7 protein-coding genes are annotated in these 14129 nt (G+C 73.3%); 1 reads left to right on the top strand and 6 read right to left on the bottom strand.

Features of this window, described 5'->3' with window-relative positions; all coding sequences use genetic code 11:
* Positions 1-5: 5 nt before the first annotated feature.
* The 6 genes from ACIRVK_RS07875 to ACIRVK_RS07850 all read right to left on the bottom strand — a co-directional run bounded on the left by ACIRVK_RS07875 (position 6) and on the right by ACIRVK_RS07850 (position 11990).
* The gene (locus tag ACIRVK_RS07875; protein ID WP_404244538.1) at positions 6-2207 is read right to left on the bottom strand and encodes a CDP-glycerol glycerophosphotransferase family protein; all 2202 of its coding nucleotides are present in this window, start codon (positions 2205-2207) and stop codon (positions 6-8) included.
* A 140-nt stretch (positions 2208-2347) separates the two neighbouring features.
* Positions 2348-4531, bottom strand: coding sequence for a CDP-glycerol glycerophosphotransferase family protein (locus ACIRVK_RS07870; protein WP_404244537.1), 2184 nt, complete (start codon positions 4529-4531; stop codon positions 2348-2350).
* Between the two features lie 133 nt (positions 4532-4664).
* Positions 4665-5546, bottom strand: coding sequence for a carbohydrate ABC transporter permease (locus tag ACIRVK_RS07865; protein WP_404244536.1), 882 nt, complete (start codon positions 5544-5546; stop codon positions 4665-4667).
* A complete protein-coding gene (locus tag ACIRVK_RS07860) occupies positions 5543-6895 on the bottom strand; it encodes a carbohydrate ABC transporter permease (RefSeq protein WP_404244535.1) in 1353 nt (450 codons plus the stop codon). The genes ACIRVK_RS07865 and ACIRVK_RS07860 overlap by 4 nt, the downstream gene beginning before the upstream one ends.
* 10 nt (positions 6896-6905) lie before the next feature.
* Entirely contained in the window at positions 6906-8285 is a 1380-nt protein-coding gene (locus ACIRVK_RS07855) for an ABC transporter substrate-binding protein (protein WP_404244534.1), read from the bottom strand.
* Positions 8286-8459: 174 nt separating this feature from the next.
* Entirely contained in the window at positions 8460-11990 is a 3531-nt protein-coding gene (locus ACIRVK_RS07850) for an FtsK/SpoIIIE domain-containing protein (RefSeq protein ID WP_404244533.1), read from the bottom strand.
* Positions 11991-12394: 404 nt separating this feature from the next.
* Between ACIRVK_RS07850 and ACIRVK_RS07845 the strand changes: the two genes are divergently transcribed.
* The gene (locus tag ACIRVK_RS07845; RefSeq protein WP_404244532.1) at positions 12395-14092 is read left to right on the top strand and encodes a serine/threonine-protein kinase; all 1698 of its coding nucleotides are present in this window, start codon (positions 12395-12397) and stop codon (positions 14090-14092) included.
* The last annotated feature ends 37 nt before the right edge of the window (positions 14093-14129 follow it).

Raw genomic sequence — 14129 nt, 5'->3', positions numbered from 1 at the left:
GGGTCTCAGTTCCTCACGAGGGCGGGCACCGGGGCCGGGGTACGGTCGGCGAGCGGGATCACGGGCGGGAGGGACTCGGGCGGCTCGCCCAGCAGCACCCGGCGTACGACGCGTTCGGCGGCGCGCCCGTCGTCGAACTGGCAGAACCGCTCCCGGAAGGCGGTCCGCGCGCGGGCGGACTCCGGGCCCGCCCAGGAGCCGTCCCGGAAGACCCGGGCCAGTTCCTGGGGCGTCCGGGTCACCGGCCCCGGCGGCTGCTCCATGAGGTCGAAGTAGACGCCCCGCGTCTCCCGGTAGACGTCCCAGTCGTCCGCGTACACGACGATCGGCCGGTCCAGGTTGGCGTAGTCGAACATGATGGACGAGTAGTCGGTGACCAGCGCGTCCGCGGCCAGGCACACGTCCTCGGCGGAGCGGTGCGCGGTCACGTCGATGATCCGGCCGGTGCTGTGCGCGCTGCCCCGGTCGTAGAAGTAGTGGGCGCGCAGCAGCACCACCACGTCCTCGCCGGCCTCCGCGCAGAAGGCCTCCAGGTCAAGGCCGGTCTCGAAGCCGGTGTGGTAGTCCCGGTGGGTCGGGGCGTAGAGGACCGCCGTGCTGCCCTCCGGGACGCCCAACTCCCGCCGGACGCGCGCCACGTCGTCCCCGGTCGCCGTGTAGTAGACGTCGTTGCGCGGATAGCCGTACTCGAGCGTCTCGTGCGCGGCCGGGAAGGCCCGCTCCCACATCTCGGTGGAGTGGCGGTTGGAGGTGAGGTTGTAGTCCCAGCGGTCCACGCGGTCCAGCAGCTTGGTGAAGCTGCCGGTCGCGGCGGCCACCACCGGGTACGTCGCCTGGTCGACGCCCATCTTCTTCAGCGGGGTGCCGTGCTGGGTCGACAAGTGCACGCTGCCGGGGCGTTTGACGACGGCGTCCGCGAAGTTGGCGTTGTTGATGAGGTACGTGGCGCGGGCGAGGACGTCCCAGTACTTCGCGCTGCCGATCACCGCGTACTCGATGTCCTCGGGCACGGTGTGCGCCTGGTCCGCCTCGACCAGGAACACCGCGCGCAGGTGCGGGGCCAGTTCGCGGGCCTTGGCGTGGATGGCGGCCGGGTTGCAGGTGTAGCCACGGCCCCAGTAGGCGCAGTACACGGCGAGGCCGGGATCGAGCGGGCGGCGCAGGGCGCGGGCGTAGCGGAGCCGGGTACGCAGGCCGTGCGGGCGCGGCAGGATCTCGCGGATGTGGGTCGTCGACCGGTTGACGTCCCGCAGGGCGCGGAAGGCCGCGTACGCCCCGCTCGCCAGCAGCCGGTGCTGGACGCCGAGGCTGCCGCCCGGGGTGCGGAAACCGGCCGGGCGGTGGCGGCGGTAGAGCCTGCCCGCCCGGCGGAAGAAGGCGCGGCGGCCGGCGGCGATCCGGTGGGGGTGGGCGGCCGTCCTCAGGACGGTGGCGAAGAGGTGGTCGAACAGCGGCACCAACCGCTCCTCGTGCAGGCCGAGTTCGACGGCTCGGGTCATCACCAGCTCGACCTGGTCGAGCAGGTCCGCGTGCTGCCCGCCCGGCAGGTTCAGCCGGCTGCCCTGCCGGCGCACCAGATGCCGTACGACGACCTCCCGCAGCACCGCCACCTTCTCGGCCCGCAGCGCCACCAGGGCGCCGAAGCCGACGTCGGTGTAGTGGCTGTCCGGGAAGGCGAGACCGTGCTCGGTGAGGAAGGCCCGGCGGTAGGCCGCGCTCCACGCCGGGAGCTGGACGCCGGTCAGCTGCGGAACCTGGTCGGGGGAGAACGCGCCGTCCGGGGTCTTCGGCGGGAGCAGCAGCGCCGTCGGGTTGGTCGGCTCGCCCTCCCACCAGGGCACCCGTTCGTGCTCCACGTACAGGACGTCCACGTCACCGGCTTCGGCCAGCCGCGCGTCCAGCGCCGCCAGCGCGCCCGGGACGAGGGTGTCGTCGCCGTCGAGGTACAGCAGATACGCGCCGGTCGCCGCCCGGGTCCCGGTGTTGCGCGCCCCGGCCAGACCGTCCGTCGGCGGCGAGTGCACCGGGCTGACCCGGGAGTCCCGCTCGGCGTACCGGGCCGCGAGGTCCGCTCCCGGCGCGTCGGGTGCGTCGCAGACCGGGATCAGCTCGAAGTCGCCGTAGGACTGCGCGAGGACCGAGTCCAGCGCCTGGGACAGCCGGCCGGTCACGCCATGGGACGGGACGATGATGCTGAAGCGGGGCATTCTGCTCTTTCTGTCGGTTTTCGTAGGGTTCGATGCGGTCAGTGTCCTGGCCGTCCCGCCGGACGCCAGGTGGACGGCCGGCTCGGGGTGGGCCGTGACGGGCTGGAGGACATGCGAACTCCCCGGAGTGAGAACGGCGTTCAGAGGCTGTCGGTGACGGTCAGGGAACCGGTGGGTTGCGGCAGGGTGGCCTGCGAGGCGCGCGCGAGGCCCGCGGCGGCGGACGGGACCGGGTGCCGCTCGCCTGGGGGGATCACCGCCGGGAGGCCGGCTTCCCCCAGCACCACGTGGCGGACGACCCGTTCGGCGGCGCGTCCGTCGTCGTACGGGCAGAAGCGCTCGCGGAAGGCGGCGCGCAGCCGGGCGGAGCGGGAGCCGCGCCAGTGGCCGGTGGCGAAGACGTCGATCAGCTCGTCCTCGCTGCGGGCGACCGCGCCGGGCGGGAAGGAGCGCAGGTCGACGTAGGTGCCGCGGGCCGCGTCGTACGCCTCCCAGTCCTCGGTGTGGAGCACGATCGGGCGGTCGAGGCCGGCGTAGTCGAACATCACGGGCGCGTAGTCGGTGACCAGGGCGTCCGAGGCGAGGCAGAGGGAGGTCAGGCTCGGGTGGCCGGTGACGTCGATGATCCGTGCGTCGCGCGGGACGGGGCCCGGGGTGCGGGCGAGGATCACGTAGCCGGGGCCCAGGCGGCGAAGGACGCGTTCCAGGTCGAGGGGGGAGGCCTGGGTGCGGCGGTAGTCGCGGGGGGCGGGGACGTAGAGGACGGCGACCGTGTCCTCGGGGATGCCGAGGGCCGTACGCAGCCGGGTGACCTCCGCCGACGTGGCCTTCTGGAACAGGTCGGTGCGGGGCTGGCCGTACTCCAGGGTGGTGTAGTCGCCCGGGTGGACGCGCTCCCAGACCAGGGTGGAGTGGCGGTTGGCGGACACGACGTAGTCCCAGCGGTCGACGTCCTCGAGCAGTCGCTCGAAGTCCAGGTCCCGTGCCGCCGCCGGACGTTCCTGGAGGTCGAGGCCCATGTGGCCGAGCGGCGTGCCGCGTTGGGTCTGGATCAGGACCTGCCCGCGGCGCTTGACCAGGCGGTGGTCGAACTCCGCGTTGTGGACGAGGTACTTGGAGCGGGCCAGGGCCGTCCAGTACGCGGCCCGGTCGGGGCCGGTGAGCCAGGCCGTGCGGATGTGCGGGGTGAGCGCGCGGAACGCCTCCTCCAGGGCGGCCGGATTGCAGCCGCGGCCCTCCGCCGCCCCGAATGCGGCACGGTCGGCGCGCAGCGGCAGGGTGCGCTGGACGCGGTAGTGGGCGCGCAGGGCCGTCGCGCGCAGGGACCTGACCAGGCGGGTGGTGCTCTTGAGCAGCCCGCGGCGCAGCGCGGAGGCCGCCCGCAGAGCCCGGTACGTGCGGTGCAGGCCCCAGCGGATCAGGGAATGGCGCAGGGTGAGCGGTGCGCCGGGGACGCGGTAACGCCGGTAGTGGGCGCGGGCCTTGCGCAGGAACTCGGCGCGTGCCTCGCGCGGCAGCCGCCCCGGCCGGGTGAACACGACCGCCAGGTGGTCGACCATGCGGCGGAACAGGACCGGGCGCCAGCGCGCCAGTGGGGGGTGCCGCTCGACGTACTGGAAGACACGGTCGTACTGCTCGAACACGTCGAAGTGCCGGCGGCTCGTCGTGCCGAGGATGTTGCCCCGCCGGCGCTGCCGGTAGTGCACGCACACCCGGTCGAGGGTCGCCAGCGATCCGGCCGCCATCAGCGCCGGGAAGGTCCACGGGGTGTCCTCGTAGTAGCCCTGCGGGAAGGTGAGGGCCTCGCGCTCGACGAACTCCCGCCGGTACGCCTTGTTCCAGGCCACCATCAGCAGCTGCAGCAGGCCCGGGCGGTCCTCCAGACGGAACGGTGCCGGGCCTTCCTCGGCGAGCTGCGCGGCGGCCTGGTTGCGGAGGGTCTCGCCGGTCCAGAACGTCCGCGCGTAGTCGTAGACCAGCACGTCCGGTTCGCCCGTCTCCTTCAGCCGGTCGGCGATCGCGCACAGGGCGTGCGGGGTGAGGGTGTCGTCGCCGTCCAGGAAGACGAGGTAGTCGCCCCTCGCCTGCGCCATACCGGCGTTGCGGGCAGGCCCGAGGCCCTGGTTCTCGGCGAGGTGCAGGGGGCGCACGCGTGGGTCGCGGGCCGCGAACTCGTCGATGAGCGCGCCGGATCCGTCCGGCGAGCAGTCGTCGACGGCGATCAGCTCCAGATCCCGGTAGGACTGCGACAGCACCGAGTCCAGGCACTCGTGCAGGTACGCCTGGACCTTGTACGCGGGGACGATGACACTGAACCTGGGCACGGCACATCCATGGGGTCGGCGCGGACGAGTGGGCCTTGCCCGGAAACGGCCGATGGAGTGACTTGGTTACGGTTTCGTACGGCATAAGGGGGACGCCCGGTGTGGGCGTCCCCCCTTTCCGTTGACGTGGCGGCTACTTGACGGCGCCCGCCATCACCCCGGACACGAACTGCCGCTGGAACGCGAAGAACACGATCAGCGGGATCACCATGGAGATGAACGCGCCGGGTGCCAGCACGTCGATGTTGTTGCCGAACTGCCGTACCTGCTGCTGGAGGGCGACGGTCAGCGGCTGCGACTGGGAGTTGGAGAAGACCAGCGCGACCAGCATGTCGTTCCACACCCACAGGAACTGGAAGATGCCCAGCGAGGCGATGGCCGGGGCGCCCAGCGGGAGAACGACGGTGAGGAACAGCCGGGTCTCGCCCGCCCCGTCCAGCCGTGCCGCCTCCAGGAGTTCACGCGGGATCTCCGCGAAGAAGTTGCGCAGCAGGAAGATGGCGAACGGCAGTCCGAAGCCGACGTGGAAGAGGACCACGCCGATGATGTCGCCGAAGATGCCGATCCTGCCGAAGAGGTCGGCGAGCGGGATCAGCGCGACCTGCACCGGGACCACGAGCAGCGCGACCACGACCAGGAACCACCAGTCGCGGCCCTTGAAGTCCATCCAGGCGAACGCGTATCCGGCCATCGCGCCGAGCAGCACGACGAGCAGCGTCGCCGGCACCGTGATCCACACCGTGTTGAACAACGCGTGCGTGATCGCGTCCTTCTCCAGCAGCGACTGGTAGCTCCTGGCGGTCAGTTGACCGGGCGCGGTGAACACCTTCCACCAGCCCGAGGCGGCGATGTCGGTGGGCCGGCGGAAGGAGGAGACCAGCAGGCCGAAGGTGGGCACCAGCCAGAACACGGCGACCACGACCAGGAAGACCCGCATCACGCCGCCCGCCGCGCCGCTCGCCACCCGGGCGGCGACGGAGCGCTTGGCGCGCACGGTGGTGTCGAGTGCGGTCACCGTTGCTTCTCCCTTCGCAGACGCCGGATGTTGACCCACATCACCGGCAGAACGAGCAGCAGCAGGATGACGCCGATCGCGCTGCCGACGCCCTCGTTGCCGCCGCCACCGAAGGACGACAGGAACAACTGCAGGGCGAGGACGTTGGCGTCGTCCTGACTGGGCTGCGGGGCGATGATGTAGACCAGGTCGAAGATCTTCATCACGTTGATCATCAGCGTGACGAGGACGACGACCAGGACCGGCGCGAGCAGCGGCACCGTGATCCGCCGGAACACCTGCCACTCGTTGGCCCCGTCGACCCGCGCCGCCTCCAGCAGGTTGCGGTCGACGCCCGCGAGACCGGCCGCGATCAGCACCATCGCGAAGCCCGCCCACATCCAGACGTACGCCCCGATGATCGCCGGTGTGACGAGCGTCGGCCCGAGCCAGTCGATGCCGCTGTAGGGCGCGGAGAAGTTCGAGGCCGGCAGCCGCAGTCGGGCCCCCTCGGCCTTCGCCGGGAGAGTGAAGGTGCCGTCCGCGCCGCTCTTGGCGGAGGCGACCACCTTGCCGTCCTTCACGGCCTCCACCGTGACGCCCTTGAGCGCCTTCTCGCCCGGGTCGACCTTGCCCTTCGTGCCGCCGCCGCCCAGCTTGAAGTCCAGCCAGACGGTGCCGGTGATGCCGCTGCCGCTCGCCGCCCTCGCGTTCTGCGGGGTGCCGGGGAGCCGATTGGGCGCGATACCGACCAGCGGGAGCATCACCGGGGTGCCCGCGTGCACGGTGCCGGTCGTGGTGAACGAGCCGCCCCCGGACGGCCTGAGGTCGCTCGCCGTCGCGTTCGGCCGGGCGTCGGGATAGACCGACGACGACACGAACGTGTCGTGGATCGACTTCGCCACCGCGTTCGCCGCACCCAGGTTCGGGTCCTGCTCGTAGACCAGCCGGAAGATGATCCCGGCCGCGAGCATGGAGATCGCCATCGGCATGAAGACGATCAGCTTGAACGCCGTCCCCCAGCGCACCCGTTCGGTCATCACGGCGAAGATCAGCCCGAGCGCGGTGACGACGGCGGGCGCGACCGCCACCCAGATAGCCGTGTTCCGTACGGCGGTCAGCGTGCGGCTGTCGCTGAAGATGTCGCCGTAGTTCTTCAGTCCGACGAAGTCCGAGCCGCCGGCGCCGTAGAGGCTGCGCCAGAGCGAGTACCCGATCGGGTAGACCACGAGCGCCCCGAGCAGCACGAACGCGGGCAGCAGGAACAGCACCGCCACCCACAGCCGTGTCCCCGTGACGCTCTTGCGCGGTGTGGCGGCGGGCGTCGGCAGTGCGCCGGCGCCCCCCGTCGCTTTCGCCACAGACGTCATCGCCGGACCGTCAGCCGGCGCCGTACGCCTTGGCCGCGTCGGCCTCCAGCTTCTGCTGGGCGCCCGCGACGTCCTTCGGGTTGCGCAGGAAGTCCTGCAGGTCCTTCCACTCGCCGATGCCGGCCGTGCCGCCGAACGCCGCCGGGGCCTGGTCGGACATGTCGAAGCGGAAGTTGTCACCGGCGGCGAGCAGCTGCTGAGCGATCTGCTTGGTGACGGCGTCCTTGTAACTGGACATGTCCATCTGCTTGTTGGGGGAGAGGATGCCGCCCTGCGCCGCCCAGATCTGCGCCGCGTCCGTCGACGCCAGGAACGTCAGCAGCGCCTGCGCGCCCTGACCGCCCTTCAGCGCCACCGCAACGTCGCCGCCGCTGACCACGGGGGCCTGCGAGCCGACCGCCGGGAAGGGGAACACCTTCGCGTCCGTGCCCAGCTTCGCCTTGGTGTCGCCGTTGATGTTCGCCGCCACGAAGTCGCCCTCGAAGACCATCGCCGCCGGGGTGGAGCCGGAGAAGGTCTGGGTGACCGACTTCGGGAACTCCGTGTTCAGCGCGCCCTTGGTGCCGCCCGCGATCAGGTCGTTCTTGCCCCACAGCTGGGCGAGCGTGGTCAGGGCGTCCTTGACCGACGGGTCCGTCCACTTGATCTTGTGCGCGGCCAGCTCGTCGTACTTCTGCGGGCCCGCCTGCGAGAGGTAGACGTTCTCGAACCAGTCGGTGAGCGTCCAGCCGTCCGCACCGCCGATGGAGACCGCGGGGGAACCGGCGTCCGACAGGGTCTGCGCGGTGGTCAGGAAGTCCTTCCAGGTCTTCGGGGTGTCCTTGATGCCGGCCGCGTCGAAGGCCTTGGTGTTGTACCAGACCAGCGACTTGTTGGCGGCCTTCGCGTAGACGCCGTACTGGGTGCCCTTCCAGGCGCCCAGGTCCACCCAGCCCTTGGAGAAGTTCTTCGTCAACTGGGCCTTGGTGTCCGCGCCGAGCGGCTTGATCCAGCCCTTGTCCGCGAACTGGTGCAGCACGCCCACCTGCGGCAGGAACGCCACGTCCGGCGGCTGACCACCCTGGATCTTGGTGCCGAGGAAGGTGGACGTGTTGTTGCCCGTCGGCACAAAGTCGATCTTGGCGCCGGTGCGTTTCTTGAACTCGTCCATGACCTTCATGAAGTTGTCCTGCTCGGCGCCCGTCCAGACGGCGGCGACCTCGAGGGTCTGGCCGTTCAGCCGGGGGAGTTTCAGCCCGCTGCCGCCGCTGCTCGCGGTGCTGCCGCCTCCCGAGCCGCTGCTCTTGTTGCCGCTGCCTCCGCAGGCGGCGAGCGAGAGCGCTCCCGCGAGGAGGGCGGCGGTGACCGTCACAGTCCTGCGTTTCCGGTTCCTGGTGCTCGTACTGCGCATCACTGCCCCGTTCTTCGTTCGTCGTCGAACGTCGAGCGCTGTCCCGTGCGATCTGGTCTACGCCGCGGGGTTGAGGGCGGCAAGACCGCGTCATGTGTCAACCGGGGGATCGTGACCGACGTGTGACCAGGTACCCGGCGGCCACGGGGAGTTGAGGCAGTGACACCGAACAGGTCACAACAGCGAGGGGACCTCCGTCGCCGAGACCTCGCGTGCCGCACGGTCCAGGGCACTGGCGAGCAGGGCCAGGTCCGTCGGCCCGTTGCCCAGTTCCCGGACGGGCCTGCGGGTCGGGGGGTCGCCCATGCGGGGCCAGTCCAGCGGCACGACCGTGGGGCGCAGGGTGGCCGTTCGGGGGATGCGGCCCGTGACCCGGCCGCCCTGGAAGGGTGTCGTACGGCCGTCGGACCAGATCAGCCGGCCGCGTCCCGGCGCGGGGTCGTCGGGACCGGTGCCCGGCGCCTCCAGGGAGACCCGGAGCGTGGCCCTGCGGGCCGGTTCCGACTCCGCCGTACGGCCGCCGGGGCCCGCCGCCGCGACCAGGTGGACGCCCAGCCGCTCACCCTCCCTCGCCACGGCCTCCAGCGCGCGTATCACGGAACCCGCGGCGGGGCGGCCCGGGGAGCCGAGGGCGGGGGAGACCAGGCCGTCCAGGTCGTCGACGACCACCGCGAGCCGGGGCAACGGCGGTGGTGCCTCGGTCCGTTGACGCGCGGCCGCCGGTCGCAGGCGCAGGGTCGAGCTGGGCGGGGTGTCCAGGTCGGCGGCGCCGTTGGTGCCGGGCGTGGAGCGGACCGGTGTGCTGCGCTGGGCCACCATGCGGCCCGCCAGCTCCCGGCCGGTGTGCCACTCGGCGAAGTCGGACCGGCCGAGCAGTTCGGCCCGGCGTTTGAGTTCGGCGCTCAGCGACTGGGCGAACTCCCGCATGCGGACGGGGTCGTTGGCGGTGAGGTGGGTCGTCACGTGCGGCACGTCCGTGCACACGCGCAGGCCGTCGCCGAGGCCGTCGATCAGGACGACGCCGAGCCGGTCGGGGCGCTCGGCGGCGGCCAGCGAGGCGACCACGGCACGCAGCAACTCGGTGCGGCCGCTGCCCGCCGGGCCCTCGACCAGCAGGTGCGGTCCGTCGGCCATGAGGTCCACCGAGACCGGACCGCGCGGTCCGGCACCGAGCACGGCCCAGGCCCGTCCGCCGAGCGCGTGCGGATCGTCCGCCGCGTCCGCCCAGCGCGCCATGAGGGACGCCGGGGTGGCCCGCGCCAGCCCCAACTCGTCCAGCAGCCGCGCCGACTGGGGCAACGGCACGGACACACGTGTGTCCCGCCCGACCCCGGACCCGTCCAGCCGCACCGGCGCCAACGCCCGCGCGAACCGCTCGGCCCAGGCAAGCGAGACGGCGTCCACGGCGGCGACCGTACCGGGGCCCACGGGGCCCACGGGGCCGGAGCCGGCCGGAGTGACGGCGCCGTCAGGGGCGGGGTGGCCGCCCGTGGCGCCGGGTTGCGGAGGAGTGGTCCCGGAAAATTCCGTGCCGCCGGGGAAGGTTGGGGCGGGGGCCGAGTCGGCTGAAGCGGCGGCCCCGGAGGGCGCGCCGGTCCTCGCCACCCGCATCAGCCGCAGGGCCGTCGCCACGTCGCCGCTGAGCAGGGCGACCGCGCCGCACTCGCGGAAGGCGGGGGACACCGCGCAGGCCGCCTCGTACGTGTCCGTGACCGGGGAGGCGGGCGAGGCGGGTTCCGTCTCGGCGAGGCAGAGGACGTGGATACCGGCCTCGGGTCCCTGCGAGGCGAGCCGTGCCACCGCCTCGCGTACGTCGGCGCCCCCGGGGTCGCCGTCGACCACGACAACCGTGTACGGCCCGGCGAAGCCGGCACCCTCGTCCGGATCGTCCGCACGGGCCCAGGAGGGGCGGCGGACGGCTCCCCGGACCTCCAGGGGCGGTCGGAGGGCGGCCGGGCCCCCTTCTGCCGACTGGTCGTCCAGGCGGCGCAGGAGTTCGTCCGTGCGGGCGGTGGCCTGTTCGCGGTCGTAGGCGAGCAGCAGGCGGCAGTCCTGGCCGTGGGCGGGACGCAGGTGGGGGAGCCAGCCCAGCCAGGCCCACTCGGCCGTGCGCTCCTCCAGGGGGCGGGCCCGGTCCGCGCTGAGCAGCACGAGCTCCAGGGTCTCCGGCGCGTGCAGCGCGGCGAGTTGGGCCACGACCGCGCGGGCCAGCCCGGCCAGGCGGCCGCGCGGGCCCGCGAGGCCCAGGGCGCCGACCTCGCGCAGATCCGCCGTCACCGGCACCGCGGGCAGCAGGCCGGAGCCGTCGGGTGCCGCCCGGTCCGTCGTACCGAGGCGCACGGTGAGCGCCTCCGGGTGTCTGGGGCCCCGCTCCCACAGCCGCGGCCCCGGACCGAGCGCCGTCAGCAGCACGGCCGCCGGGTCCGGCCAGGTCTCCGGGAGCTGGGGACCGGCGACCGGCACGGGGGCGGCGGCTGCCGCGACGGGCGCCTCCTCGTCGCCGTACGCCTCCTGTTCCGCCGCGACCTGCTCCGTACGGCCCCCGGCCAGCCGGCGCGCCCACGCCGAGAGCCCGCCGCGCTTGCGGACGCCCGGGGGGACGTCGGTGCCCCTCAGCGGGGTGCCTGTGCGGCGGCCGCTCGCGGAGGCGCCTTCGGGGTCAGTGGAGTCCGGGTTCGCGCTCTGGAGGGGCGTTCCCCCCGGGCGGCCCGCCTCGCTGGATCCGGTGCCGGCGTCCATGGCCCATACCGGCGCGCCGAACTGGCCGGCGTGGGTGTCGCCGTCGCCGGGGGCACCCGGCACGACACCGGATGCCCTGCTCTCGATGCGGGGCGCCCGGCCCTGGCCCGGTACGACCGGCGGTGGTGCGGAGTCGTGCCCCTGTGCCGTGGGCGTCCCCCGGGAGGACGGGGCGCCGTCGCCACCGTCGGCCACGCGCGCGTGCGGAACCCCCGCGGGCCCGCCGTCCCGCGCACCGGACCGCGTCGACCTTGCGGCGCCACCCCCGGACCCTCGGTCCATCGGTGCCGCGGCACCCCCGCCCGGCACCCGGACGCACCCCTCCCCGTCCGCTGTGGTGGGCACCCGGGCCCCCGGGCCGCCCGAGGGCGCCAGTCGGAGCGCCGACTCCCCGATCCGCAGCAGCGCGCCCGGCGCGAAACGGACCGGGCGGGTGGTGACACTGCTGCCGTCCAGGATCGTGCCGTTGGTGGAGCCGAGGTCGGCGACGGAGACCTGGCCGTCGGCGTTCACCGTCACGGCGCAGTGGAGGCGGGAGACATCGGGGTCGTCGAGGGGGACGTCGGCGTCGGCGGAACGGCCGATGCGGATCTCGCCGCCGTGCAGGAGGTGGACGCCACCCGCGTCCGGGCCGGCCACCACGTGCAGCTGGGTCGGGGCGTCGTCCAGCTCGGGATGCGGCTCGGGCTCGGCGGGCGCGCCCAGCGACAGCACCGCGCCGTCGATCAACGGGGGCTCGCCCAGTGTGCAGCGCCGGTCGTCGAGGCGCTCCCCGTCGGCGTACAGGACCACCGCTCCGCCCGCACCGGTCGAACCGTCGCCGGAGACCGCGGAGGCCAGGGCCGAGGCGACCGCCGCGAGGGCCGTGCCGGCCGGGGCCGTGACCAGCACGTCACGGCTCGCGGTGCGGCCCCGCGCCCGGTCGGGCGGGCCCAGCGGGTCTACGACGGTCAGCCGGATCTGCATCGCCGTCAGCGGTCCCTTCTGCGCGGGCGGCGCGGAATCCCCCCACCCCGCACGAGCACGTCGGCCAGTACGACAGGCATCCTCGCACCTACCGCTGACAACACGCCCGCGCCCCGGTCCCAAGTGATCTTGATTGGTCAGCTCTGCCCCCAAAAGTGCCTGACCAGTAGCGCGTCGGTGATCAGTTGAGATCGGTCACGTCCGGCCTCCGGCAACCGGTCGACCGGGTCGAGCGTCTTCCCTTCGAACAATGAGGGGAACCGGTACGTAACTGGCACCGGGAGCGCCACCGGACCAGGCGGCGGAAGAGCCACACAAAGCGGACAGGATGCCGCCTCACGCGGCGGCACTAGAGTGGGTCGGAACACCAGGCAAGCAACCCAGGCAAGCAGGGAGCGCATGACGTGCGGCCGGTAGGCAGCAAGTACCTCCTGGAGGAGCCGCTCGGACGCGGCGCCACCGGGACCGTCTGGCGAGCCCGCCAGCGGGAGACCGCGGGGGCCGAGGCCGCCGTGCCCGGCCAGCCCGGCGAGACGGTCGCGATCAAGGTCCTCAAGGAGGAGCTCGCGAGCGACGCCGACATCGTGATGCGGTTCCTCAGAGAGCGTTCGGTCCTGCTGCGGCTGACCCACCCGAACATCGTGCGGGTGCGCGACCTGGTCGTCGAGGGCGATCTGCTCGCGCTGGTCATGGACCTCGTCGAGGGCCCCGACCTGCACCGCTACCTGCGCGAGAACGGCCCCTTCAGCCCGGTCGGCGCGGCACTGCTCACCGCCCAGATCGCCGACGCGCTCGCCGCCAGCCACGCCGACGGCGTCGTCCACCGCGACCTGAAGCCCGCCAACGTCCTGCTCGCGCAGAACGGCGGCCAGATGCACCCGATGCTCACCGACTTCGGCATCGCCCGTCTGGCCGACTCCCCGGGCCTGACCCGCACCCACGAGTTCGTCGGCACGCCCGCGTACGTCGCGCCGGAGTCCGCCGAGGGCCGTCCGCAGACCTCCGCCGTCGACGTCTACGGCGCCGGCATCCTGCTGTACGAGCTGGTCACCGGCCGCCCGCCGTTCTCCGGACAGTCCGCCCTCGAGGTCCTGCACCAGCACCTCAGCGCCGAACCGCGCCGCCCCTCCACCGTCCCCGACCCGCTGTGGACGGTCATCGAGCGCTGCCTGCGCAAGAACCCGGACGACCGGCCCAGCGCCGAGAACCTCGCCCGTGCCCTGCGGGTGGTCGCCGCGGGCGTCGGCGTGCACGCGAGCTCCGCCCAGATCGCCGCCGCCGAGGGCGTGGGCGCGCTGCTGGCCCCCGACCCGCAGCCGGCCGCCGTCCCCGGCTCCGCCGACCCCACCCAGGTCCTGCCGCACGGCGCGGGCGCCTACGACCCGAACGCGGCGACGAACGTCCTGCCCACCACCGGCCGCCCCGGCTTCGTCGGGGCCGCCGACCCCACGGCCGTCCTCCCGAACACCGGGACGGCCGACCCGACCGCCGTCATGCCGCCGATGCCGCCCGGGCAGCAGCCCGAGCAGCCGCACCCCTGGCAGAACCAGCTGCGCGCCGCCCGCGACCGCAACGAGCAGACGCAGGTGCAGTACCTCGACCCGAACGACGACCCGCTGCGCCGCCGCCCGCACCGCCAGGTCGCCCGCCCCGACCAGCAGCCGCAGCGCCCCCAGCAGCAGCGCCCGCCGCAGCGCGCCCCGCGCGGACAGCAGCAGGCGTACGCCTATCCGCAGCAGCAACAGCCCCAGCAGTACGCCCCGCCGCAGCACCAGCGGCCGCAGCGGTACGCGCCCGCGCCCGAGCCGCAGCGCCCGGTCCGCGAGCCCCGGCCGCCGCGGCAGCCCAGCCCCAACCGGATGAAGATCCCCGGGCTCGGCTGCCTCAAGGGCTGTCTGTTCATGATCGTCATCCTGTTCGTCGCGAGCTGGCTGATCTGGGAGTTCACCCCGTTGCAGCACTGGATCGGCACCGGCCGGGGCTACTTCTCCCAGCTCAAGCAGTGGTACGACGACGTCAGCGGCTGGATCGGGAACCTGAGCGGTTCCTCGGGCGGCGGCAACGGCGGCGGCAATGGCGGCGGCAGCGGCAGCGACCACTGACCGGCGCGGAATCCGGCCGCGAGCCACCCGACCGCGA

Origin of the sequence: Streptomyces sp. NPDC101152 (assembly GCF_044768275.1) — a bacterium.
Taxonomy (GTDB): domain Bacteria; phylum Actinomycetota; class Actinomycetes; order Streptomycetales; family Streptomycetaceae; genus Streptomyces.
Note: the sequence above shows the minus strand (reverse complement) of the source record. Positions and strands in the feature narration are given on the sequence as shown.